Annotated in this window: 20 protein-coding genes; 6 read left to right on the plus strand and 14 right to left on the minus strand. The window is 69.5% G+C overall.

Features of this window, described 5'->3' with window-relative positions; genetic code table 11:
• Window positions 1–13 precede the first annotated feature (13 nt).
• The 3 genes from ACH5AF_RS30405 to ACH5AF_RS30415 form a co-directional block, all read right to left on the minus strand.
• Window positions 14–973, minus strand: a complete 960-nt coding sequence (locus ACH5AF_RS30405; RefSeq protein WP_398906084.1) for an FKBP-type peptidyl-prolyl cis-trans isomerase — start codon at window positions 971–973, stop codon at window positions 14–16.
• A 117-nt stretch (window positions 974–1,090) separates the two neighbouring features.
• Window positions 1,091–2,452, minus strand: a complete 1,362-nt coding sequence (pafA, locus tag ACH5AF_RS30410; RefSeq protein WP_215182884.1) for a Pup--protein ligase — start codon at window positions 2,450–2,452, stop codon at window positions 1,091–1,093.
• A 9-nt stretch (window positions 2,453–2,461) separates the two neighbouring features.
• Window positions 2,462–3,733 carry an MFS transporter gene (locus ACH5AF_RS30415; RefSeq protein ID WP_398906087.1) on the minus strand — a complete coding sequence of 424 codons (1,272 nt, stop codon included), beginning with the start codon at window positions 3,731–3,733 and terminating at the stop codon, window positions 2,462–2,464.
• A 145-nt stretch (window positions 3,734–3,878) separates the two neighbouring features.
• Between ACH5AF_RS30415 and ACH5AF_RS30420 the strand changes: the two genes are divergently transcribed.
• Genes ACH5AF_RS30420 through ACH5AF_RS30430 form a run of 3 tightly spaced genes read left to right on the plus strand, consistent with a single transcriptional unit; the run spans window position 3,879 to window position 6,099 of the window.
• Complete coding sequence (locus ACH5AF_RS30420; RefSeq protein WP_398906089.1) at window positions 3,879–4,988, plus strand: LacI family DNA-binding transcriptional regulator; 1,110 nt, start codon at window positions 3,879–3,881, stop codon at window positions 4,986–4,988.
• 57 nt (window positions 4,989–5,045) lie between these two features.
• Window positions 5,046–5,399 (plus strand): hypothetical protein, encoded by a 354-nt coding sequence (locus ACH5AF_RS30425; RefSeq protein WP_398906091.1) that lies wholly within the window; start codon window positions 5,046–5,048, stop codon window positions 5,397–5,399.
• A gap of 22 nt (window positions 5,400–5,421) precedes the next feature.
• Entirely contained in the window at window positions 5,422–6,099 is a 678-nt protein-coding gene (locus ACH5AF_RS30430) for a hypothetical protein (RefSeq protein WP_398906093.1), read from the plus strand.
• Window positions 6,100–6,185: 86 nt separating this feature from the next.
• Here ACH5AF_RS30430 and prcA read toward each other — a convergent pair whose 3' ends face one another.
• The 5 genes from prcA to arc form a co-directional block, all read right to left on the minus strand.
• On the minus strand, window positions 6,186–6,950 hold the full coding sequence (gene prcA, locus ACH5AF_RS30435) for a proteasome subunit alpha (protein WP_215182876.1): 765 nt from the start codon (window positions 6,948–6,950) through the stop codon (window positions 6,186–6,188).
• A gap of 39 nt (window positions 6,951–6,989) precedes the next feature.
• A complete protein-coding gene (gene prcB, locus ACH5AF_RS30440; RefSeq protein ID WP_398906095.1) occupies window positions 6,990–7,835 on the minus strand; it encodes a proteasome subunit beta in 846 nt (281 codons plus the stop codon).
• A 146-nt stretch (window positions 7,836–7,981) separates the two neighbouring features.
• A complete protein-coding gene (locus ACH5AF_RS30445; protein ID WP_100106333.1) occupies window positions 7,982–8,200 on the minus strand; it encodes a ubiquitin-like protein Pup in 219 nt (72 codons plus the stop codon).
• Between the two features lie 149 nt (window positions 8,201–8,349).
• Entirely contained in the window at window positions 8,350–9,861 is a 1,512-nt protein-coding gene (dop, locus tag ACH5AF_RS30450) for a depupylase/deamidase Dop (protein ID WP_398906097.1), read from the minus strand.
• A gap of 258 nt (window positions 9,862–10,119) precedes the next feature.
• The gene (arc, locus tag ACH5AF_RS30455; RefSeq protein WP_398906098.1) at window positions 10,120–11,886 is read right to left on the minus strand and encodes a proteasome ATPase; all 1,767 of its coding nucleotides are present in this window, start codon (window positions 11,884–11,886) and stop codon (window positions 10,120–10,122) included.
• 263 nt (window positions 11,887–12,149) lie between these two features.
• Here arc and ACH5AF_RS30460 point away from each other — a divergent pair, with 263 nt between their 5' ends.
• Entirely contained in the window at window positions 12,150–12,461 is a 312-nt protein-coding gene (locus tag ACH5AF_RS30460) for a ferredoxin (RefSeq protein WP_398906100.1), read from the plus strand.
• Window positions 12,462–12,494: 33 nt separating this feature from the next.
• On the opposite strand, the gene ACH5AF_RS30465 is transcribed toward ACH5AF_RS30460, so the two are convergent.
• The 3 genes from ACH5AF_RS30465 to ACH5AF_RS30475 form a co-directional block, all read right to left on the minus strand.
• Entirely contained in the window at window positions 12,495–13,076 is a 582-nt protein-coding gene (locus ACH5AF_RS30465) for a hypothetical protein (RefSeq protein WP_398906102.1), read from the minus strand.
• Between the two features lie 239 nt (window positions 13,077–13,315).
• Complete coding sequence (locus tag ACH5AF_RS30470) at window positions 13,316–14,203, minus strand: tRNA (adenine-N1)-methyltransferase (RefSeq protein WP_215182866.1); 888 nt, start codon at window positions 14,201–14,203, stop codon at window positions 13,316–13,318.
• 461 nt (window positions 14,204–14,664) lie between these two features.
• Entirely contained in the window at window positions 14,665–15,915 is a 1,251-nt protein-coding gene (locus ACH5AF_RS30475) for a site-2 protease family protein (RefSeq protein ID WP_398906104.1), read from the minus strand.
• 120 nt (window positions 15,916–16,035) lie between these two features.
• On the opposite strand from ACH5AF_RS30475, the gene ACH5AF_RS30480 reads away from it, so the two are divergent.
• Window positions 16,036–17,004, plus strand: coding sequence for a RecB family exonuclease (locus ACH5AF_RS30480; RefSeq protein WP_398906106.1), 969 nt, complete (start codon window positions 16,036–16,038; stop codon window positions 17,002–17,004).
• A 13-nt stretch (window positions 17,005–17,017) separates the two neighbouring features.
• Window positions 17,018–17,689 carry a response regulator gene (locus tag ACH5AF_RS30485; protein WP_398906108.1) on the plus strand — a complete coding sequence of 224 codons (672 nt, stop codon included), beginning with the start codon at window positions 17,018–17,020 and terminating at the stop codon, window positions 17,687–17,689.
• A gap of 96 nt (window positions 17,690–17,785) precedes the next feature.
• Here the strand turns inward: ACH5AF_RS30485 and ACH5AF_RS30490 are convergent, their stop codons facing one another.
• The 3 genes from ACH5AF_RS30490 to metH form a co-directional block, all read right to left on the minus strand.
• Window positions 17,786–19,387: an ABC transporter substrate-binding protein gene (locus tag ACH5AF_RS30490; RefSeq protein ID WP_398906110.1), complete on the minus strand. Its 1,602-nt coding sequence runs from the start codon at window positions 19,385–19,387 to the stop codon at window positions 17,786–17,788.
• A gap of 506 nt (window positions 19,388–19,893) precedes the next feature.
• On the minus strand, window positions 19,894–20,595 hold the full coding sequence (locus tag ACH5AF_RS30495) for an HAD family hydrolase (RefSeq protein ID WP_398906112.1): 702 nt from the start codon (window positions 20,593–20,595) through the stop codon (window positions 19,894–19,896).
• 108 nt (window positions 20,596–20,703) lie between these two features.
• Window positions 20,704–24,216 carry a methionine synthase gene (gene metH, locus ACH5AF_RS30500; protein ID WP_398906114.1) on the minus strand — a complete coding sequence of 1,171 codons (3,513 nt, stop codon included), beginning with the start codon at window positions 24,214–24,216 and terminating at the stop codon, window positions 20,704–20,706.
• Window positions 24,217–24,224: the final 8 nt, after the last annotated feature.

Raw genomic sequence — 24,224 nt, forward strand, 5'->3', positions numbered from 1 at the left:
AACCGGGACAGTCTTACAGAACAGCCAGGATGTCCACGGAGAAGACCAGCGTCGACTTGGCGGGGATGCCCTGCTGCTCCTGGTCGCCGTAGGCCAGGTCCGGGGGCACGACGAGCAGGACACGGCTGCCCGCCTTCTTGCCCTCCAGACCCTTCTGCCAGCCCGGAATCACCTGTGCCAGCGGGAAGTTGACCGGCGCGCCGCCCCGGGCGTAGCTGCTGTCGAACTCCTTGCCGCCCTTCCACAGGACGCCCTTGTACTGCACGGCCAGCGTGTCGCTCGCCTTCACCGCCGGGCCGGTGCCCTCGATGATGTAGTTCGACACGAGCTTGGTCGGCGCGTCCTTCTTGGGCACCGTGATGGACGGCGCCTTGCCGTCGGTGTTGGTGCCGACCTTCGGCAGGTCGATGTTGTCCTGGGCGACCTCGCTGCCCTTGGCAGCGCTCGGCAGGGTGGTGCCCTTGACGACGTCCATCACGAAGGCCAGCGTGGCGTTGGCCGGGATCTCCCCCTGGCCCTGCGCGCCGTAGCCGAGCTCCGGCGGGATGGCGACCTCGATCCGGCTGCCGACCTTCTGGCCGTCCAGCGCCTTCTGCCAGCCCTCGATGACACCGCCGCCACCGATCGTGACCGCGAACGGCTCACCGCGGTCGAAGCTGTTGTCGAACGGCTTGTCGCCGTCCCACAGCTGGCCGAGGTAGTCGACCTTGGCCAGGTCGCCCTTCTTCAGGGCCGGACCGTCGCCCTCACTGATGACGTTGACCTTCAGCTCCTTGGGCGGCTCACCCTCGCCCTTGGCCAGGGTCGGCTTCTCACCGAACTTCTTGCCTGCGGTGATCGTGGGCAGCCCGTTCGTCATCGAGACGGCAGAGTTGGAAGCGGAAGCGGAATCGGAGTCCTTGTCTTCGCTGCCGCAGGCCGCTGTCGACAACAGCAGCAGGGGCACGACGAGAAGGCCGGCAAGTCGGCGCACGTGTTCCTCAGATCTCTTACGGCTCAGTAGTTGCGGACACTCTAGGGCGTGTCAAGGGCCCCGTACGAGAAACGTACGGGGCCCGAGTGACGTTCCGATTCTTCGTGCTACCGCGTGCTACATGCCGGCGATGAGTTTCTCCACGCGGTCGTCGACCGAGCGGAACGGGTCCTTGCAGAGCACGGTCCGCTGCGCCTGGTCGTTGAGCTTGAGGTGCACCCAGTCGACGGTGAAGTCCCGCCGCTGTTCCTGCGCACGGCGGATGAAGTCGCCGCGCAGTCGCGCCCTGGTGGTCTGCGGGGGCACCGATTTGCCCTCGAAGATCTTCAGGTCGTTGCAGATCCGGGCGGCCTGGCCCTTGCGCTCCAGGAGGTAGTACAGCCCGCGCCTGCGGTGGATGTCGTGGTACGCGAGGTCTATCTGCGCGACCCGCGGATGCGACATGGTCATGTTGTGCTTGGCGCGGTAACGCTCCAGCAGCTTGTACTTCATGACCCAGTCGATCTCGGTGCCGATGCGGTCGAGGTCCTCGGTCTCGATGGCGTCCAGCGTGCGGCCCCACAGCTCGAGGACCTGGGCGACCGTGCCGGTGCGGATGCCCCGGCGGTCGACGAAGTCGACGGCCTTCTCGTAGTACTCGCGCTGGACCTCGAGGGCGGAGGCCTCGCGGCCTGAGGCGAGGCGCACCTTGCGCTGGCCGGTGATGTCGTGGCTGACCTCGCGGATGGCCCGGATCGGGTTCTCCAGGGTGAGGTCGCGCATGACGGTGCCCGCCTCGATCATGCGCAGTACGAGGTCGGTGGCGCCGACCTTGAGGAGCATGGTCGTCTCGGACATGTTCGAGTCGCCGACGATGACATGGAGTCGGCGGTAGCGCTCGGCGTCCGCGTGCGGTTCGTCGCGGGTGTTGATGATCGGGCGGGAGCGGGTGGTGGCGGAGCTGACGCCCTCCCAGATGTGCTCGGCGCGCTGGCTGACGCAGTAGACCGCGCCGCGCGGCGTCTGCAGCACTTTACCCGCGCCGCAGAGCAGCTGCCTCGTCACGAGGAAGGGAATGAGGATGTCGGCGAGCCGGGAGAACTCGCCGTGCCGGGCGACGAGATAGTTCTCGTGGCAGCCGTAGGAGTTTCCCGCCGAGTCGGTGTTGTTCTTGAAGAGATAGACGTCGCCCGCGATTCCCTCCTCGTGCAGGCGGCGTTCGGCGTCGACGAGCAGGCCTTCCAGAATGCGCTCGCCGGCCTTGTCGTGCGTGACCAGTTCGGTCACGTTGTCGCATTCCGGCGTTGCGTATTCCGGATGCGAGCCCACGTCGAGGTACAGGCGGGCACCGTTCCGCAGAAAGACATTGCTGCTGCGGCCCCATGACACGACACGGCGGAAGAGGTAGCGCGCCACTTCGTCAGGTGACAGTCGGCGCTGTCCCCTGAACGTGCACGTGACGCCGTACTCGTTCTCCAGCCCGAAAATGCGGCGGTCCATGTCTGAACATTACGCCTCACGGCCTGAGCTGAAACCGGGTTGGACGGCCCCGTTTCGATCATTTTCCGATGAGTCCGCGTCCGGGCCCGCAATATCGCCGGTACGGCCGGCGACGGCGAGCACGCGCTGAGTGGCCGTCAGAACGAGCAGGGCGGCGAATCCCCCGGCACCGGCCACGGCGAAGCTCCACGCGGTGCCACCGATCTCGACGGCGGGTCCGGCGACGGCGGTGCCGACGGCCGCGCCGACACCGAAGGTGGTCACCAGCCAGGAGAACGCCTCGGTGACCGTGCCGCGCGGGGCGTGCCGGTCGACGACGATGAACGCGCAGGCGATGGCGGGTGCGAGGAAGACGCCCGCGAGCGCGGACAGCGCTGTCATCGCGACGACACCGGGGGTGAGCACCAGCGGCAGATAACCGAGGGCGAGCAGCGCGATGATGGCGCGCAGCCTGGTCTCGGGCGCTCCCGCCCACTGCCGTGCGCCGTACACGGTGCCGCCGACGAGTGCGCCGAGACCGAGGGCCGCCATCAGCCAGCCGTAGACCGCCTCGCGGCCGTGGTCGTCCGCGTAGGCGACACCGGCGACGGTGATGGATCCGAGCGCGAGCCCCACGAAGAAGAACGCGCCCAGCAGGGCGAGCAGCCCCGGGGAGCGCAGCGCGCCGAGCCAGTGGGCCTCCCGGGGTGCCGAGCGCCAGGCGCGGGAGGGCTGGGACATGACCACGGACAGGGCGCCGATGACGCCTATCGCGTTGATGACGAGGAGCGCGGCGGCGGGGGACCAGACGGAGACGAGGACGGTGACCAGCAGGGGTCCGACGGTGAACATGATCTCCTGTGCGACCGCGTCCATGGCGTACGCGCGGTGGACGCGCTCCTCATGGCCCAGCACGCTCGGCCACAGGGCACGCAGCCCGCCTTCCAGCGGCGGGGTGAACAGGCCCGCTACGGTCACCGCGGCGTACGCGAGAGGCAGCGAGCCCGTTCCGGCGACGGCCAGCAGCAGCATGCCGAGCCCCGAGACGACGGCGGAGGGGAACTGGACCTTCGGCTGTCCGTACAGGTCGACGGCGCGGCCGAGCAGGGGCTGTCCCACGGCGGTCGCGGCTCCGTACACGGCGGCGAGGGCGCCGGCGAGGGTGTAGCTGCCGCCTTCCGCGCGGGTGAACAGGACGATCGCGATGTGCGCGGTGGCGTTGGGCAGCCGGCCCACCAGAGTGCCGCTCAGCAGCCGTGCGGCATGCGGCGCTCTGAGGATGTCTGCGTATCCGGCGGCCATCCGGCAACCCCTCTCCCCCGGCCTGCCGAGGTTTTACGTATAACGTGGTCCTCCATACGTACCATGTCGACAGTCCGCGGGTCCACCGAGCCGCCGCCCCGGGCGTTGTCGACGAACAGTCAGGCGCGGCCGAGGACGGCACGGCATGGCACACCAGACCCCCGAGGGCCGTCCCGTCCCGGCGGAAGCGGGTTCCACCCGCCCCACCAGCAAGGACGTCGCCCGCGTTGCCGGGGTCTCGCAGGCCACGGTCTCCCTCGTCCTGGGCGACAAATGGCGCGGTCGTGTCTCCGAGCGCACCGCCGCTTCGGTGCGCGACGCCGCCCGGGAGATCGGCTACCGGCCCAACCTCGCTGCCCGCAATCTGCGTCTCGGGCGCACCAGGACGGCCCTGCTCGTGGTGCCGGCTCTCACGAACGAGTTCTTCGCCCGCGTCTACACCGGTGCGGCCACCGTCGCCGCCCGCCACGGCTTCGGCGTCGTGCTCTACCCGTCCCCCGAGGGCATCGGTCCGGCGAAGGATCCGTTCGCCTCCGCCCGCGCCGCTCTCGACGGCGTCATCGCCTCTTCGATGGCCTCCGGGACGCTCGCCGCGATCCGCGGCAGCGACCTGCCGCTCGTGATGCTGGACAGCGACCCGGCGGACGCCGGTGTCGCCGCCCACGTCAACCTGGACATCGCCGACGGCATGCGGCAGGTGACGGACCATCTGCTCGGGCTGGGACATCGCCGCTTCGTCCATCTCGCCTCCGCCGTCGCCTCCTGGACCTTCGACGTACGCGCCCGGGCGTTGCACTCCGCGCTGGCGGGCGTCCCGGACGCGGAGCTGACCACGGTTGCCGCCCCGCTCGACGTGGCGTCCGGCCGTGCGGCGGCCGAGCGGGCGCTCACCACGTCCGGCCCGCGGCCGACCGCGCTGGTCTGCGACGACGACATCCTGGCCGCGGGCGCCTGCAAGGCCGTGCGCCGGCTCGGGCTGCGCGTCCCCGAGGACGTCTCCGTCACCGGCTTCGACGACCTCGCCCTGGCCACCGCCGTCGAACCGGAACTCACCACGGTGCGCCTCCCGGCCGAGCGGATCGGCGAACGGGGCATGTCGGCGCTGCTCGCGGTGCTGGACGACCGGCCGCCCGAACAGGACGTCCTCCCGGTCGAACTGGCCGTACGCGGCTCCTCGGCGCCCCCGGCGCACAGCGGCGCGGCGTCCGCCGACGGCGCGGCGCGACCGGCCGCGGACGGCCGGCCGTCCGCCTGACCGATTCGCGGCGTCCGCGCTTGAGGCGCCGCGACGGGCCGTGGAACGATCGCGATCATGACCAGTGCGGCCCAGCGCCCGATAGACGCGACGCTGCTCGGCGGCGTACGAACCCTGGGCTCGGTGCACCCCGCGTCCGGCGGGCGGCTCGGCGTCCGGCACGAGGACCGGCTGGAGCTGCACGACCGCACGGCGTTCCTCGCGGGCGGACCGTCGCTGCTGCACTCCCTGGCGCTGCCCTGCCCGTGCCGTGCCACCCCGCTGCCCGACGGGTCGGTCGTCGCGGCCGAGAGCGCCAGGATCCGGGCGGTCGGCTCCGACGGGCACACCCGCTGGGCGCTCCCCCCACCCCGTCTGGCACCACGGCTCACGCGACCCGCGGCCACCAGGTGCTCCGGTCGTCAGCCCTGACGGCCGCCTGGTCTGCGCCGTCGTGCCGACGCTCAAGCCGGACACCGAGGAGCGCGTGTACGTCCGGGACACGCTGATGCTCCTGAACACCGCCACCGGCGCCGTCCTCGCCGAGCGGCCCGTCGGCTCGATCGCCTCCGACATGACCGGCGCCTGGCACCCCGACGGCCACCTGCTGGCGCTGTCCTGCTGGACGGCATGGGCGAGCTGGACGACCTGGTGGGTCGAACCCCGCCATGACGGGCTCCACATCCGCGGCGGGGTCGGCATGCACGAGGTCGTCGGCTTCCTGCCCGGCACCAGCCGGGCCCTCACCCTGCGGCGCGCCGAACACATCGCCGTCAACGACGACCGTGACGAGCTAGCAGCGCACGACGCCGCGAGCGACGAGCAGACCGCGCTGTTCGACCTGTCCGCGCTCGTCGCGGACCCCGAGAACGACGAGTTCACCGCGGCCTGCCTGATCGACGCCGCCCATGTCCTGGTCACGGGCCGGATCTTCGCCCGGTGCAGGCCGCCCGCCACCCGCCACTGGCTGTGCGACGCGCGTACCCTCGCGCCATTGGGCAGGCTGCGCTATCCCCGCCGGGTCGGCACGGCCGTCACCGCGCTCGGCGACGGCACCTGGCTGACCCGTCACGGCGACGAACTCCACCACTGGGCACTCCCGCCCACCGTGCGCTCCGCAGGCCGTGCATGACGCCATAAGGCCCCTCCGGCCCCGGGCGCGGCCGTGCCCCGGACCGCACGGGCGGCCCGGGGCACGGGCGTCAGGGGCGGGGCGGGCTACTCCTCGCCCTCTTCCGTCTCCTCGATGTCCGAAGGGGCGTCCGTGGGCGCCGTGGCGGCCTCCTCGGCCTCCAGCAACCGCGACAGCTGCCGGCCGACGATCCGCTTGAACTTCCGCGCCTGCGGCCTCGTACGGTCCAGGACGGCGACCTCCAGGCGCTCGGCCGGGATCTCGCGGTCGGTGCCGTTGGCCTGGCTCGACAGGGCCTGGACCGCGAGCTTCAGCGCCTCGGCCAGCGACATCCCGTCGCGGTGGCGCTGGTCGAGGAAGCTGCTGATCTGCTCCGCGTTGCCGCCGACCGCGACCGAGCCGTGCTCGTCCACGATCGAGCCGTCGTGCGGAAGGCGGTAGATCTGGTCGCCCTCCGGGGACGCGCCCACCTCGGCGACGACCAGCTCCACCTCGTACGGCTTCTCACCGGCGCTGGAGAAGATGGTGCCCAGCGTCTGCGCGTAGACGTTGGCCAGGCCGCGGGCCGTCACGTCGTCGCGGTCGTAGGTGTATCCGCGCAGGTCCGCGTAGCGGACGCCGCCGATGCGGAGGTTTTCGTACTCGTTGTACTTGCCGGCCGCGGCGAAGCCGATGCGGTCATAGATCTCACTGAACTTGTGCAGCGCACGGGACGGGTTCTCGCCGACGAAGACGATGCCGTCGGCGTACTGCATCACGACGAGGCTGCGACCACGGGCGATGCCCTTGCGGGCGTACTCCGCACGGTCGGCCATGGCCTGCTGGGGCGAGACGTAGAACGGCGTCGACACCGGCTATCCGTCCCTTTCTGTCAAAGGCGAGTACATGGGTCAGAGCAGCGCGGCGCGCGGGCCGTCGGGGTGGGCGAGGCGGCCTTCGAGGATCGAACGGGCGATCTCGGAGGTCTCCGCCTCGGTGAGCCTGCGGAAACCCTCGTCCGTGATGACCGTGACGATGGGGTAGATCCGCCGGGCCACGTCCGGGCCGCCGGTCGCCGAGTCGTCGTCGGCTGCGTCGTACAGCGCCTGGACGACCAGCGTGGTGGCCTGCTGCTCGGTCTGGTCCTCGCGGTAGAGCTTCTTCATGGCACCGCGCGCGAAGATCGAGCCGGAGCCGGTGGCCGCGTACCCCTGTTCCTCGGAACGGCCGCCCGTGACGTCGTACGAGAAGATGCGGCCCCTGTCGCGGTCGATGTCGTAACCGGCGAAGAGCGGCACGACGGCGAGGCCCTGCATGGCCATGCCGAGGTTGCTGCGGATCATCGTGGAGAGGCGGTTCGCCTTGCCCTCCAGGGAGAGCTGGACGCCCTCCACCTTCTCGAAGTGCTCCAGCTCCAGCTGGAACAGCTTGACCATCTCCACGGCGAGACCCGCGGTGCCGGCGATGCCCACGGCCGAGTACTCGTCGGCCGGGAAGACCTTCTGCATGTCGCGCTGCGCGATCATGTTGCCCATGGTGGCGCGGCGGTCACCGGCGAGCACGACGCCGCCGGAGAACGTCGTCGCGACGATGGTCGTGCCGTGCGGCGCCTCGAAGGCTCCCTGCACGGGCGGCAGCGAGCGGTTGCCGGGGAGCAGGTCCGGGGAGTGCTCGCCCAGGAAGTCCATGAAGGACGAGGAGCCCGGCGTCAGGAAGGCTGCCGGCAGACGCCCGGTGCTACGAGGGTTGGCTTCCACGCGTTTCCTTCCGGGTAGGCGGCGGCCCGCCTCTTCGCGCGCGGGCCGATCTTTCGAACTGTGCACGGACCTTACCCGCGCCGTGGCCGGTCATCCGTCCCGGTCCCCTCGGCTTTCGCCGACGGGACCGGGACGGACAACGGCAGCTACTGGCCGCCCTTTTGCACGAAGGACCGCACGAAGTCCTCCGCGTTCTCCTCGAGGACGTCGTCGATCTCGTCCAGTACGGAGTCGACGTCGTCCGACAGCTTCTCCTGGCGCTCCTTGAGGTCTTCGGCCGCCTGCGCTTCCTGCGCCTGCTCCTCGACCTCCTCCGTGGAACGCGTGGCCTTCTGCTGCCCGCCGCCGGTGTCCTTGGTCGCCATGTCCCTCACCCCGCTCGGTTTGCCCTGACGTGAGTTCGTTCGGTCAAGATCAGACCCTACAAGCCGGGTCCGACATCGGCCCCGTACTTTCGCTCAACGTCCGGGGACCACCTCGATGATTCCCGGACGGGAGGCCTTTCAGCCGCGAATCAGTGCCCGGACAGCACGCGGACCAGCTCTTCGGCCGTGCGGCACCGGTCCAGGAGCTCCTTGACATGGTTGCGCGTCCCGCGCAGAGGTTCCAGCGTGGGCACTCGTTGCAGAGAGTCACGACCGGGCAGATCGAAGATGACCGAGTCCCAGGACGCCGCGGCCACGTCGTCCGCGTACTGCTCCAGGCAGCGGCCGCGGAAATAGGCCCTGGTGTCTTCTGGAGGGCTCGCCTCGGCCCGTTGGACCGCCTGCTCGTCCAGGAGGCGCTTCATCTTCCCTCGGGCCGCCAGGCGGTTGTACAGACCCTTGTCGGGACGGACGTCCGCGTACTGCAGGTCCACGAGGTGGAGGCGGGGCGCGTCCCAGTCCACGCTGTCACGGCGCCGGTAGCCCTCCATGAGCTCCCGCTTGGCGATCCAGTCCAGCTCGCCGGACAGGCTCATGGGGTCGTTCTCCAGGCGGTTGAGCGTGTCCTCCCAGCGAGTGAGGACGTCCTTGGTCTGCTCGTCGGCGTCGGCGCCGAAGCGCTCCTCGACGTACTTGCGGGCGAGCTCGAAGTACTCCATCTGCAATTGGACTGCGGTGAGCGTCCGGCCGCTACGCAGAGTGACCAAATGCTGGAGACTCGGGTCGTGCGAGACCTGGTGCAGGGTGCGCACGGGCTGCTCGACCGCGAGGTCGACCGCGATGAACCCGTCCTCGATCATCGACAGGACGAGGGCCGTGGTGCCCAGCTTGAGGTAGGTGGAGATCTCCGACAGGTTCGCGTCGCCGATGATCACATGCAGCCGGCGGTACTTCTCGGCGTCGGAGTGCGGTTCATCGCGGGTGTTGATGATCGGCCGCTTGAGGGTGGTCTCAAGGCCGACCTCGACCTCGAAATAGTCCGCGCGCTGGCTGATCTGGAACCCGTGCTCACGGCCGTCCTGGCCGATTCCCACCCGGCCCGCGCCCGTGACGACCTGCCGGGAGACGAAGAAGGGCGTCAGATGGCGCACGATGTCCGAGAACGGGGTCTCCCGCTTCATCAGGTAGTTCTCGTGCGTGCCGTAGGACGCGCCCTTGTTGTCGGTGTTGTTCTTGTACAGGTGGATCGGCTGCGCGCCGGGCAGCTGGGCAGCCCGCTCGGCGGCCTCGGCCATGATCCGTTCACCGGCCTTGTCCCAGAGCACGGCGTCGCGCGGGTTGGTGACCTCGGGCGAGCTGTACTCGGGGTGAGCATGGTCGACGTAGAGCCGGGCGCCGTTGGTGAGGATCACGTTGGCCAGACCGATGTCCTCGTCGGTGAGCTGGCTGGAGTCGGCGGCCTCGCGGGCGAGGTCGAAGCCGCGGGCGTCCCGCAGCGGATTCTCCTCCTCGAAGTCCCAGCGGGCGCGGCGCGCCCGGTGCATCGCCGCCGCGTACGCATTGACGATCTGGGACGAGGTGAGCATGGCATTGGCGTTCGGGTGGCCCGGGACGGAGATGCCGTACTCCGTCTCGATGCCCATTACTCGCCGTACGGTCATGCGGCCCTCCTTGCCCGGCGGCGCTCCCCGCTGGGAGCGGCGCTCAGATACCGCTGGCTCTCCGGTACGCGTGCGGTGCCCGTCCCCGCACTCCGCAATGCGGCGGTACCGACGAGCCTAGAACGCCGCCGCGTGGGTGGGGAGATCAATTTGGTCATTGCTCCGGTGTGGCGTCACCTGTCCGGAAAGCATCGGGCTGCGGATGCCGCCCCCCTGCTGACGCGGGGGGACCGTGGCATCCGCAGCCGGTGCGCCTGCTTACAGGTACTGACCGGTGTTCGCCACCGTGTCGATGGACCGGCCGGTGTCGGCGCCCTGCTTTCCGGTGACAAGGGTGCGGATGAAGACGATCCGCTCGCCCTTCTTTCCGGAGATCCGGGCCCAGTCGTCCGGGTTGGTGGTGTTGGGCAGGTCCTCGTTCTCCTTGAACTCGTCCACGCAAGCCTGGAGGAGGTGGGAGACGCGGATGCCCTTCTGGTTGTGGTCGAGGAAGGCCTTGATGGCCATTTTCTTGGCCCGGTCGACAATGTTCTGGATCATCGCGCCGGAGTTGAAGTCCTTGAAGTAGAGGACTTCCTTGTCGCCGTTGGCGTACGTGACCTCAAGGAAGCGGTTCTCCTCGGACTCCGCGTACATCTGCTCCACGACCGACTGGATCATGGCGTGTGCCGCGGCCTCCTTCGATCCGCTGTGCTCGCCGAGGTCGTCTGCGTGCAGCGGGAGCGAGGGGGTGAGGTACTTGGCGAAGATGTCCTTGGCGGCCTCCGCGTCCGGACGCTCGATCTTGATCTTGACGTCGAGCCGGCCGGGCCGCAGGATCGCGGGGTCGATCATGTCCTCACGGTTGGAGGCGCCGATGACGATGACGTTCTCCAGCCCCTCCACACCGTCGATCTCGGCGAGCAGCTGCGGGACGATGGTGTTCTCCACGTCCGAGCTGACACCCGAGCCACGGGTGCGGAAGAGGGACTCCATCTCGTCGAAGAAGACGATGACGGGGGTGCCCTCGCTCGCCTTCTCCCGGGCACGCTGGAAGACGAGGCGGATGTGCCGCTCGGTCTCACCCACGTACTTGTTGAGGAGCTCGGGGCCCTTGATGTTGAGGAAGTAGCTCTTCCCCGCAGGCTGCCCGGTCACCTCGGCGACCTTCTTGGCAAGGGAGTTGGCGACGGCCTTGGCGATGAGCGTCTTGCCGCAGCCCGGCGGGCCGTAGAGCAGGATGCCCTTCGGCGGCCGCAGTTCGTGCTCCTTGAAGAGGTCGGGGTAGAGGTACGGCAGCTCAACCGCGTCGCGGATCATCTCGATCTGGTTGCCCAGTCCGCCGATCTTGGTGTAATCGACGTCCGGAACCTCTTCGAGGACGAGATCCTCGACCTCGCTCTTCGGGATCACTTCGTAGACGTAGCCGGAGCGCGGCTCGAGCAGCAGCGCGTCGCCTGCCCGGATGGTGATGTCCAGCAGCGTGTCCGCGAGCCGCACCACCCGTTCCTCGTCGGTGTGCCCGATCACCAGGGCGCGCTCGCCGTCCTCGAGGATCTCCTTGAGGGTGACGATGTCCCCGGCGCGCTCGAACTCCATGGCCTCGACCACATTGAGCGCCTCGTTGAGCATGACCTCCTGGCCGCGCCGGAGCTCGTCGAGCTCGACGCTGGGGCTCACGTTCACCCGGAGCTTGCGGCCCCCGGTGAAGATGTCGCACGTGCCGTCCTCGTTCGCCTGCAGGAAGACACCGAAGCCGGCCGGCGGCTGCGCGAGCCGGTCGACCTCCTCCTTGAGGGCCACGATCTGGTCGCGGGCCTCACGGAGCGTGTTGGCGAGCCGCTCGTTCTGTGCGGACACGCCGGCCAGGTTGGTCTGCAGCTCGACGATCCGCTCTTCGAGAATCCTCGTATGGCGCGGAGAGTCGGCGAGCTTGCGGCGCAGGACGGCGATTTCCTGCTCGAGATAGGCAACCTGGCCGGCTGGGTCTTCAGACCCCCGCCCCGGCCGGATGCCGCGGTTGATGTCGTCGTCGTGGGCTGCCACGGTCCTCACCTCCTCCAAGGGGAGCTGGACGCTTCCTGACCCTACCTGTGTGGGTGGTGATTGAAACCCCTAGATCACAAAGACGGAAGGGGTGTGTCCGATCTTCACCCTTGCGCTCTCCCTCGTGCCAGGGGAATACCCAGCAGATACCCACCCCGCAACATCGGAAAGCGGTCGGTTGTATCGTCGAAGCGTTCAACACCCGTCAGGGCTGGCGCGACTTGCTTCACTTGCTGCGCCCGACGAAGGAAACGGCAGGAGATATGACCGTGCAGCACGAGGTTCCCACCGCAGGTGCCGCAGATGCGCTCGAGGTCTGGATCGACCAGGACCTCTGCACCGGCGACGGAATCTGTGCGCAGTACGCTCCCGAGGTCTTCGAGCTCGACATCGACGGGCTGGCCTATGTGAAGTCCGCGGACGACGAACTGCTCCAGGCCCCGGGCGCCACAACGCCCGTTCCGCTGCCGCTGCTGACCGATGTGGTGGATTCGGCCAAGGAGTGCCCGGGCGACTGCATCCACGTACGTCGGGTTTCGGACAGGGTGGAGATCTACGGCCCCGACGCCCAGTGAGCGGTCACCTACTGCGCGCTGCGGAATGAACGGTCACATACCGCGCACTTCCGGCAGGGCAGCGCGCACGAACTTCCCGCCACGCCACCGCCATTCGACCCTCTCCTGCTCATCGGGGCAGCAGCTGGGCACCTGCGGTGACGAGTAGCCGAGCAGGCTGGCGGTGATCGCGCCGTCACGCACGGCGAGCGCGCCGGCACTCAGTTTCTCTGCGGGCTGAACAAGGGTCGCCACGACGCGTGCCGCGGTGCCGCGGCCCGCCGCGAGGACGTACACGCCGCTCGGCGGGGTGCCCGACCCGGCGTCGCACCGGGCGGCGACGACCGTTTCCGGACTGCCGTCGCCGTCGAGGTCGCCCGTGGCCCGCTTGGTGACGACACTGCCGACGGCGCCGCATTCCAGTGGCAACCGGACGTCCGCCGGGTCGGGTGCGGGCACGGGCGCCGCGGCCGTCGCCGTTTGCGGCTCCGAACCCTTCTGCGACGCAGTCGCGGCGTCGGGCTGGACGAAGCCGGCGGCGGCCACGACCGCGGCCATCGCCGTCGCGGTGGCCAGCCAGTGCACCGGGCGGGCGTGAGTGTGCGCGAGGTCCGGAACGGCTGCGGAGTTCTGCACGCGGGGAGTCTCCTCCGAAGGCCAGTGCTGGTGGGGGTGGCCAGCATCGTGCCATACGTCACACGGGACCGGAACAGCGGGGTCCGTAAGCCTCGGGTAAAGAAAGGCCGGGCCCGACGCCGGGTCAGGAGGACAGCGCCGCCGCCCAGTTCCGTGCGGGGCACGGGAACTCGGCGGCGGCGGCGGTGCGTTGCGTGGGCGGCAGGCCGGACGGACTCGGGCGAGCGGCTGCGCGGGCGTCAGCCCTTGTTCGGCCCCTCGTAGTCCTCGCCGTAGGCTCCCTTGGCGGGGCGGCGGCGGCGCATCGGGGGCTCCACACCGTCGGCGAGACGGCGGGCGGTGACGAGGAAGCCGGTGTGTCCGATCATCCGGTGGTCAGGGCGCACGGCCAGTCCCTCGACGTGCCAGTTCCTGATCATCGACTCCCAGGGCTGTGGCTCGGCGAAGCAGCCGATCTCCCTGATGGACTCGACGGTGCGCGCGAGCTGGGTGGTCGTCGCGACGTAGCAGCACAGGATGCCGCCTGGGACGAGCGCCTTGGAGACGGCCTCCAGGCACTCCCAGGGGGCGAGCATGTCCAGGATGACGCGGTCGACGTCGGAGTCGGTCAGGTTGTCCTGGAGGTCGCCGACGGTGAGCTGCCAGGCGGGGTGCGGGCCGCCGAAGTAGCGCTCCACGTTGGCCTGTGCGATCTCGGCGAAGTCCGCGCGGCGCTCGTAGGAGTGGAGCATGCCGTGGTCGCCGATGGCGCGCAGGAGGAAGCTGCTCAGCGAGCCCGAGCCGACGCCGGCCTCCACGACGCGTGCGCCGGGGAAGATGTCGGCGAAGGCCAGGATCTGCCCCGCGTCCTTGGGATAGACCACGGCGGCGCCGCGGGGCATGGACAGGACGTAGTCGGGGAGCAGGGGGCGCAGCGCGAGGTAGGCGACGTTTCCCGTGGTACGGACAACACTGCCCTCGGGAGCGCCGATCAGCTCGTCGTGGGGGAAGGAACCCTTGTGGGTGTGGAAGTTCTTCCCGGCCTCGAGCGTGAACGTGTAGTGGCGTCCCTTGGGGTCGGTGAGCTGGACCTGGTCCCCGACCTTGAAGGGCCCGCGACGGCGGGCGGCACCGGTCGGTTCGGACATGTGACCAGCCTACCGGGCCCAGGCCACGCCCCGGACCACGCTCCGGCCGGTGGGGGCGGGCCAGGAGGACCGTCGGCTCCGCCGGCCCATCGCGACCACACCCGGACCGTGCCGACCGCGGGCGGGGGCGACGGGGTCCCCTGACGGACGTCCGGATCCGGGCATGCCGTGCCGACGGCGGGCGCCGTCGGCGGCCTGTGGGGTCCGGCTTCACAGCGGGCACGCCCCGGCCCAGGAGGGGCTACGGATTCGTCGGCCGCTCCACCGACCGTGCCCACCACGTGGCGAGTGAGCCGAAGGGGCGCGCGGGTGTCGAAAGGGAGGGAGGGCACCACCCAGCGGCAGCTGGGGGGAGCGCGGAGGTCCTGAGGAACGAAGGACCGGGCACGATCGACCGTCGACACCCGCTGAAAGCGCCCCGGTGGGGGTTCCCACGGCGAAGCCAGGGGGAGAACCGAGCCTTACGAGGAAGACGGCCGAGCCATCGCCGCGACGAACGCACGTTCGACGTCAGCCGTGGACAGGACGCCGTAGATCTCGCCGGTCTCCTCCACGACCAGGTACTCCGTCGCGGGCGCGGCACGGAGCCTGTCGAGCAGGGCCTCCCCGGCGAGCTCGGCGGGGACCTTCATGTCCTCGGTCAGCTCCTGCGCCAGGGCGCTCACCGCGACCCAGGGGCGGCGGTGCTCCGCGACGCCGACGATGGCCGCCTCGCGGACCAGCGCCGTGGGCTCTCCGTGGCCGTCGACGACGACGAGGGCGCGGGCCCCGGCCTCGTTCGCGCGGCGCAGGGCCTCCGAGAGCGGGGTGTCGGTCTCGACGGGGACGGCGCGGCGGGTGAGCGCGCGGGCCGCGAGCTCGGGCAGGTGCTCGCGGAGCCGGGCCATGCGCAGGCTGTTGCCGGCGCCGGTCCAGATGATGGCCGCGAGGATCGCCGCGAGCAGCGCGTCGGTGACGGTCTCCATGCCGCCGATGTCCTCGGTCGCGTTGCCGAGGGCGCCGGTGTGGGTGAGCAGCGGAAGGCCGATGAGGACGGCGACGGCGAGCGCGCGGCCGACCCAGGCTGCGGCGATGGTGCCGGTCATGGGCTTGCCGCTGATCTTCCAGACGACGGCGCGCAGCATGCGGCCGCCGTCGAGGGGCAGTCCGGGCAGCAGGTTGAATGCGGCGACGATCAGGTTGGAGATCATCAGTCCGGCGAGCAGCACTCCGGGCACGGTGCCGGGCTCGACGGCCGCCATGCCCAGGTAGAACAGACCGGCCAGGACGAGGGAGAGCAGCGGGCCGACGAAGGCGAGGACGAACTCCCGGCCGGGTGTCTCGGTCTCCTTCTCGATCTCGGAGACGCCGCCGAAGAACTGGAGCTGGATGCGCCGCACCGGCAGTTTGAACCGGAGCGCGGCGAGGGTGTGGGCGAGCTCGTGGACGAGGACGGAGGCGTAGAACGCGACGGCGAAGAACAGCGACACCAGGTACCGGGCGCCGCCCAGTTCGGGCAGGACGCGGTCGAGTTGGCCGCCGAAGACCCAGGTGATCAGGGCCGCGACGACGAACCAGCTGGGGGCGACGTAGACGGGCACGCCGAAGGGGCGGCCCATGAGAATCCCGCCGCCCGGTCCTCCCGAGCCGCGCTTCCCGCCACCGTCCGGCCCGCCCTTGCCCGCATCCGACCGTGGCCGCTCGCGCTCGCCGCTCGTGTCGTCCTCGTTCACGGGGTCCCTTCGTCGCCAAGGCTCTTCGCAGAGGTCTCGCTCGCTCGATCATGCATGGGCGAGCTCCTGTCGTCGATGGTATGCCGCTCGCTGTCAGCGGCGGGCCGTAGGGTCTGAGTCATGAGTATGAGCCAGCAGCCCGTCGCGCCCGTCGTCGGGGCTCCCGCCGCTGCCCCGGAGCCGGTGTCCGCACCCGAAGCGGACGGCGTGGCGACCGCTGCCGTGGAGCCGAGACCGGCCGCGGAGCCGATGTCTCTGTCGCCCTCCCGGGCAAGTGACTTCATGCAGTGCCCCTTGCTGTACCGGTTCCGGGTGATCGACAGACTGCCGGAGAAGCCGAGCGAGGCGGCGACCCGCGGCACGCTGGTGCATGCGGTGCTGGAGCGGCTCTTCGACGATCCGGCCATCCGGCGCACGGCGCCGCGGGCCAAGGCGATGATTCCCGGCCAGTGGACCAGGCTGCTGGAGAGCAGGCCGGAGTTGGGCGAGCTGTTCGCCGAGGACACCGGCGGCGAGCGGCTGGCACGCTGGCTCGGCGAGGCGGAGCAGTTGGTGGAGCGGTGGTTCTCGCTGGAGGACCCGACCCGGCTCGAGCCCGCCGAGCGGGAGATGTTCGTGGAGACGGAGCTGGAGTCGGGGCTGCGGCTGCGCGGGGTGATCGACCGGGTGGACATCGCACCGACGGGCGAGGTGCGCATCGTCGACTACAAGACGGGCAAGGCGCCCCGCCCGGAGTACAGCGAAGGCGCGCTGTTCCAGATGAAGTTCTACGCGCTGGTGATCTGGCGGCTGAAGAACGTGCTCCCCCGCCGCCTCCAGCTGGTGTACCTCGGCAGCGGCGACGTGCTGACCTACGACCCGGTGATGGACGACCTGGCGCGGATGGAGCGCAAACTGCTCGCCCTGTGGGACGCGATCCGGCAGGCGACGCGGTCCGGTGACTGGCGGCCGCGGCCGACCAAGCTGTGCGGCTGGTGCGACCACCAGGCGTTCTGTCCCGAGTTCGGCGGCACTCCCCCGGTTTATCCACTGAGCGTTTCCCCGGCCGCGTCGGTCGAGGATGGTCAGGGCAGAATGGGCCCGGTCTAAAGAAGGAGTACCCGTGGCGATCCGCGTCCTACTGGTCGACGACCAACCGCTGCTGCGCACCGGTTTCCGGATGATTCTCGAGGCGGAGCAGGACATCGCGGTGGTGGGTGAGGCCGGGGACGGCCTCCAGGCCCTCGATCAGGTGCGGGCGTTGCAGCCCGATGTGGTGCTGATGGACATCCGGATGCCCCGGATGGACGGTGTCGAGGCGACCCGGCAGATCACGGGCCCGGGGCGGGACGGCCCGGCGAAGGTGCTGGTGCTGACGACCTTCGACCTCGACGAGTACGTGGTGGAGGCGCTGCGCGCCGGGGCCAGCGGCTTCCTGTTGAAGGACGCCCCGGCCAATGAGCTGGTGCAGGCGATCCGGGTGGTCGCGGCGGGCGAGGCGATGCTGGCGCCGAGCATCACCCGAAGGCTCCTCGACAAGTACGCCGATCACCTCCCCTCCGGGGACGACCCCGTTCCGGACACGCTCAACAGCCTGACCGATCGCGAGGTCGAGGTGCTCAAACTGGTCGCGCGCGGGCTGTCGAACGCGGAGATCGCCGCGGATCTCTTCGTCAGCGAGACGACCGTGAAGACGCATGTCGGCCATGTGCTCACCAAGTTGGGCCTGCGCGACCGCGTCCAGGCCGCGGTGTACGCGTACGAGAGCGGTCTGGTGCGCCCCGGCGCCCAGTGAGCGCGGGCAGCCGGCTTCATGGGGACGGCCGGTGTCCGGCGGAGGCTTTCGCCACTGCCGGACACCGGCCGTCCGTGTCTGTGCGGGTGCTCCGGATCAGACGTCGCTGCCGCGGGCCAGCTCCCACAACTGAAGATCGGAGCTGGTGTTGAGCGCCCACTCGACGCCCGTGATGTCGTCCCGTGCGGCGACGTACTGCTTGCCCTGCCACAGCGGCAGCACCGGCACGTCGTTGGCGACGATCTCCTGGATCCGCTTGAAGGCGGGCGAGGCCGCGGTGCGGTCCGCCTCACGGCGCGACTGCGGGATGAGTTTGCGCGCCTCTTCGCTCACGTAGGGAGAGTTGAGGAAGTTGCCCTCGTCGAGGAACGGAGCAGTGTAGTTGTCCGGGTCCGGGAAGTCGGGGAACCAGCCGAGGCCGTACACGGCGTAGTCGCCGCGCTTCTGCGCCGGGCGGAACTTGGACCACTCGGTGCCCTTGACGGTGACATCGAAGAGCTTGCCGGCGTTCAGCTGATCGCGGAGTGCCTCGAACTCCTTGGCCGTGCCGTCACCGTACTTGTCGGTGGTGTAGTTCAACTCCAGCTTGACGGGGGTTTCGATGCCCGCGTCGCTCAGGATGGCCGCGGCCTTCTTGCGGCTCGGCTCGCCGTACTTGTTGTAGAACGAATTGGTGTGGGCGGCGATGCTCGTCGGGATCAGCGAGTAGAGCGGCTCGGCGGTGGAGCCGTAGACCTTGCCGGCGATCTGGCCGCGGTCGATGACGGCCGCCATGGCCTGGCGCACGGCCTTGTTCTTCACCGACGGGTCTTCGGTGTTGAAGGCGAGGTAGCGGATCTCCAGGCCGGGGACCTCGGTGAGCGTGATGCCCTCCTTGGGGCTGACCGACAGCTCCTCGATCTGCTCGGGGGACATGGCACGTGTCATCAGGTCGATGTCACCGGACTCGAGCGCCTTGCCCATGGCGTCGGCGTCGGCGAACGACCGCAGTTCGACCTTGTCGTTGCGGACCTTGATGTCGCCTTGGTAGTGGGGGTTCTTGGTGAAGACGATCTTGGAGACGTGGTCCCCGTCCGTCTCGGCCCTGGCGGTGTACGGGCCGCTGCCGTCGACCTGGAAGCCCTCGCGGAGCTTCTTCCCGTCGTACTGCTTGGGGCTGACGATCGCGGCGACCGGCGTCGAGAGCTTGTACGGGAAGGTGGCGTCGGGCGTGGCGAGGTGGAAGATGACCTCGTCGTCGCCCTTGGTCTCGATGGTGTCGATGTTCGACAGAAGGGCGGCGGTGCCGTTGTCGGCGTCGATGTCGAGCACGCGCTGGATGGAGAACTTGACGTCCTCGGCGGTCACCGGGGTGCCGTCGGCGAACCGCAGGCCACTGCGCAGCTTGCAGCGGTAGCTCTCGCTCGCGTTGTCCGTGAAGGTGCAGGACTCGGCGGCGTCCGGGACGGGCTCGCCGCCGCCGCGCGGCGGGTGCATCAGCGTCTGGAAGGTCTGGCGCAGGACGTTCCACGCGCCGGTGTCGTAGGCGTAGGCCGGGTCGAGCGGGGCGGGAGCGTCGGCGTTGGCTTCGAACTGGTCCGTGGTGCCCACGACAATGGCGTCACCGCCGCCCGACCCGCCGTCCGTACTGCCGCAGGCGACGAGCACAGGCGCGAGCAGGCCGATCGCGGCCAGCGGCACCAAAGTCTTGACGTTCATCGTGGACGTACTCCCTCATCCATCCGGCACTGGGATACAGCGATCTGTGGAGGTCACTCCGCCACTTCCGCCCGGTCGGGGCGGCTCGATCGGGCCGGGGATACAGAGCGATCGGTCCTGGTGTCTCCGACGGCTTGGTGGCCGGCGGGACACGAGGGTGAGGCGACGAAGTTCTCGCGACGAGATTAGTCGGCGACGCCAGCAAAGCGTGAACCGGACCGAGTTGGGGTGTAATCGCTGAGTGATCATGAACGTCTGCGCGCAGGCGGTCGTGACGCGGAAGATTCATGCCCTCCCGAGGCAAAGCGGACAGGCCGCGGCGCCCGGTCCCGGTCGAAGGGGACATCAGGCGCCGGCCGGCTCAGCGGAAACCAGCACGCACAGTGACCAACGTCACGCAGGGGAACGCTCTGTCGATTACTGACCGGTAATACCAATGGTCACCGAAAAAGCACGGGCGACTGCTCTGTGTTTCGTCCTTTCGAGAAACACGGACCGTATGCGTATCAGTGCGGTGATGTGATGAGGGTGCGCAGGAAAAGCAGGTCGACTTCTTCGAGTGACCGAACGACGAGTCTGCCCGCGGCCGGCGGGATCGGCGCCACCGAAGGCACGGCGACGACCCGGCAGCCGGCCGCCTCGGCGGCGGCCACTCCGGTCGCCGTGTCCTCGACGACCGCGCATCTCATCGGGTCGGCACCGAGCCCCTGCGCGGCCAGCAGGTAGGGGTCGGGGTGCGGCTTGGTGCGCGGCACCTCGTCACCGGCGACCGACAGGGCGAAGTACTGGGGGCCGAGCGAGGCGAGGATGCGGTCGATGATGCGGCGGTGGGAGGCGGAGACCAGCGCCGTGGGCACGTTGTGCGCGGCGAGCTCGGCCAGCAGCCGCTCCGCTCCGGGCATCATCGGCACGCCGCGGGCGATCCTGTCCTCGAACCTGTCGTTGAGCAGCACGGTCAGTTCGGCGAGGCTGATGTCGGCGCCCGTGGCCTCGATCAGGTACCCGGCGCTGCGGGTCATGGGCCCGCCGACCACGATGTCGCGCCACGTCTCGTCCAGCTGGTGCCCGAGGTCGGCGAAGACCTCCACCTCGGCGTCCCACCAGAAGCCCTCCGTGTCGACGAGGGTGCCGTCCATGTCGAGGAAGACGGCCTGGAGCGCCGCCCCATCGGCCGTACGGGTCATGGACGCGGGGACCGTGCTGGTCATCGGCACACCTCCGGAAGGGACGAGAAGGCCGGCCACCTCTCCCCGCGGCTCTCCCGCAAGAACTGGTGACCGGCCTGCACTGGACCGACCAGTGTACGACTCGTCCGATCAGCGTGCGTTGAAATACTTTGCCTCGGGGTGGTGAATGACGATGGCGTCCGTGGACTGCTCCGGGTGCAGCTGGAACTCTTCGGACAGCTGTACGCCGATCCGCTCGGGCCGCAGCAGCTCCGCGATCTTGGCGCGGTCCTCCAGATCGGGGCAGGCGCCGTAGCCGAGGGAGAACCGGGCGCCGCGGTACTTCAGGGCGAACATGTCCTCGACGTCCGCGGGGTCCTCACCTCCGAAACCGAGCTCGGCGCGGACGCGGGCGTGCCAGTACTCGGCGAGGGCTTCGGCCAGCTGAACGGACAACCCGTGCAGTTCGAGGTAGTCGCGGTAGGAGTCGGCCTCGAAGAGCTTGGCGGTCTCCTCGCCGATCCGGGAGCCGACGGTGACCACCTGGAGGCCGACGACATCGGTCTCGCCAGACTCCTCCGGGCGGAAGAAGTCCGCGAGGCACAGCCTGCGGCCGCGGCGCTGGCGCGGGAAGGAGAAACGGGTCCGCTCGGAGCCGTCCTCGTTCAGCAGGATCAGGTCGTCGCCCTTGGACACGCAGGGGAAGTAGCCGTAGACGACGGCCGCCTCCAACAGGTTCTGCGTGTGCAGCTGGTCCAGCCACCCGCGCAGCCGCGGCCGTCCCTCGCTCTCCACGAGCTCCTCGTAGGAGGGCCCGTCGCCGGTGCGGGCCTGCTTGAGGCCCCACTGGCCCTTGAAGAGTGCGCCTTCGTCGAGCCAGGAGGCGTACTCCTTGAGCTGGATGCCCTTGACGACGCGAGTGCCCCAGAACGGCGGCTCGGGCACCCGGTTGTCCGTGGCCACGTCGGAGCGGACCGCGCCTTCCGCGGCGGGCTCCTCCACCACCGCGGATGTCGTGGCACGCACGCGGCGCTGCTTGAGCTCAGGCAGGACGGCGCCGGGCACGCCGCGCTTGACGGCGATGAGAGCGTCCATCAGGCGCAGGCCCTCGAAGGCGTCGCGGGCGTAGCGGACCTCGCCTTCGTAGATCTCGTGGAGATCCTGCTCGACATACGCCCGGGTGAGGGCCGCACCGCCGAGGATGACGGGGTAGTCGGCGGCCATCTTGCGCTGGTTGAGCTCCTCCAGGTTCTCCTTCATGATCACTGTGGACTTGACGAGCAGGCCGGACATGCCGATGACATCGGCCCTGTACTCCTCCGCCGCCTCCAGGATCGCGGAGACGGGCTGCTTGATGCCCAGATTGACCACGTTGTAGCCGTTGTTGGACAGGATGATGTCGACCAGGTTCTTGCCGATGTCGTGCACGTCGCCGCGCACCGTGGCCAGGACGATGGTGCCCTTGCCCTCGTCGTCGGTCTTCTCCATGTGCGGTTCCAGGTGGGCCACCGCGGTCTTCATCACCTCGGCCGACTGCAGCACGAAGGGCAGCTGCATCTGGCCGGACCCGAAGAGTTCACCGACGACCTTCATGCCGTCCAGCAGCGTGTCGTTGACGATGTCCAGAGCGGGCCGGTCGCGCAGCGCCTCGTCCAGGTCCGCCTCAAGGCCGTTCTTCTCACCGTCGATGATGCGCCGCTTGAGGCGCATCTCCAGCGGCAGGGCGAGCAGCTCCTCCGCCTTTCCGGCCTTCATCGACTTGGTGTTGACGCCCTCGAACAGCGCCATCAGCTTCTGCAGCGGGTCATAGCCCTCACTGCGCCGGTCGTAGATCAGGTCGAGCGCCGTGGTCACCTGCTCCTCGTCGAAGCGGGCGATCGGCAGGATCTTGGAGGCGTGCACGATCGCCGAGTCCAGACCCGCCTTCACGCACTCGTCGAGGAAGACGGAGTTGAGCAGGATGCGGGCGGCCGGGTTGAGACCGAAGGAGATGTTCGACAGACCGAGCGTGGTCTGCACCTCGGGATGACGCCTCTTCAGTTCCCTGATGGCCCCGATGGTGTTGATGCCGTCCTTGCGGGACTCCTCCTGGCCCGTGCAGATCGTGAAGGTCAGCGTGTCGATGAGGATGTCCGACTCATGGATGCCCCAATTGCCGGTCAGGTCGGCGATGATCCGCTCGGCGACGGCCACCTTGTGCTCGACGCTGCGGGCCTGGCCCTCCTCGTCGATCGTCAGCGCGATCAGCGCGGCACCGTGCTCCTGGGCCAGGCGCGTCACCTTCGCGAAACGCGACTCGGGACCGTCACCGTCCTCGTAGTTCACCGAGTTGATGACGGCGCGCCCGCCCAGCTTCTCCAGGCCCGCCCGGAGGACGTCGACCTCGGTGGAGTCCAGCACGATCGGCAGCGTCGACGCAGTGGCGAACCGGCCCGCCAGCTCCTCCATGTCCGCCACGCCGTCCCGGCCGACGTAGTCGACACACAGGTCGAGCATGTGGGCGCCCTCGCGGATCTGGTCGCGGGCCATCTCCACACAGTCGTCCCAGCGGCCCTCCAGCATCGCCTCACGGAACTTCTTCGAGCCGTTCGCGTTCGTCCGCTCGCCGATCGCCATGTACGCGGTGTCCTGCCGGAACGGCACCGTCTGGTACAGCGACGCGGCACCCGGCTCCGGGCGCGGATCACGGGCCCCGGGCTCCATGCCGCGCACCCGCTCCACAACCTGGCGCAGATGCTCCGGCGTCGTACCGCAGCAGCCGCCGACCAGCGACAGGCCGTACTCGCGGACGAACGTCTCCTGGGCGTCGGCGAGCTCGGGCGCGGTCAACGGGTAATGGGCCCCGTCCTTGCCGAGGACCGGCAGGCCGGCGTTCGGCATGCAGGACAGCGGGACGCGGGAGTGGCGGGCGAGGTAGCGCAGGTGCTCGCTCATCTCGGCCGGACCGGTCGCACAGTTCAGACCGATCATGTCGATGCCCAGCGGCTCCAGCGCGGTCAGCGCCGCGCCGATCTCCGAGCCGAGCAGCATCGTGCCGGTCGTCTCGACCGTCACGGAGCAGATCAGAGGCAGGCTGGTGCCGGTGGCGTCCAGCGCGCGGCGGGCACCGAGGATCGCGGCCTTGGTCTGGAGCAGGTCCTGGGTCGTCTCGACGAGCAGGGCGTCGGCACCGCCGGCGATCATGCCCTCGGCGTTCTGCTGGTACGCGTCGCGCAGCGCCGTATAAGGGGCGTGGCCCAGCGTCGGCAGTTTGGTACCCGGGCCCATGGAACCCAGCACCCAGCGCTGCTGCCCGGTCGAGGCCGTGAACTCGTCCGCGACCTCACGGGCGAGGCGGGCGCCCGCCTCCGACAGCTCGAAGACACGCCCGGGAATGTCGTACTCCCCCAGCGCCGCGAGGTTCGCACCGAACGTGTTCGTCTCGACGCAGTCGACACCCACCTCGAAGTAGGCCTCGTGGACCGAGCGGACGATGTCGGGCCGCGTGACGTTGAGGACCTCATTGCAGCCCTCGAGGTTCTCGAAGTCCTCAAGACTCGGGTCCTGCGCCTGAAGCATCGTGCCCATCGCACCGTCCGCCACCACCACCCGGGTGGCGAGCGCTTCACGCAGTGCGTCGATTCGGGTCCGGCTGTCAGCGGAAGGGGTCGGCGACGAGGCCATGGATTGTG

The organism is Streptomyces sp. NPDC018833, from assembly GCF_044390825.1.
Lineage (GTDB): Bacteria > Actinomycetota > Actinomycetes > Streptomycetales > Streptomycetaceae > Streptomyces.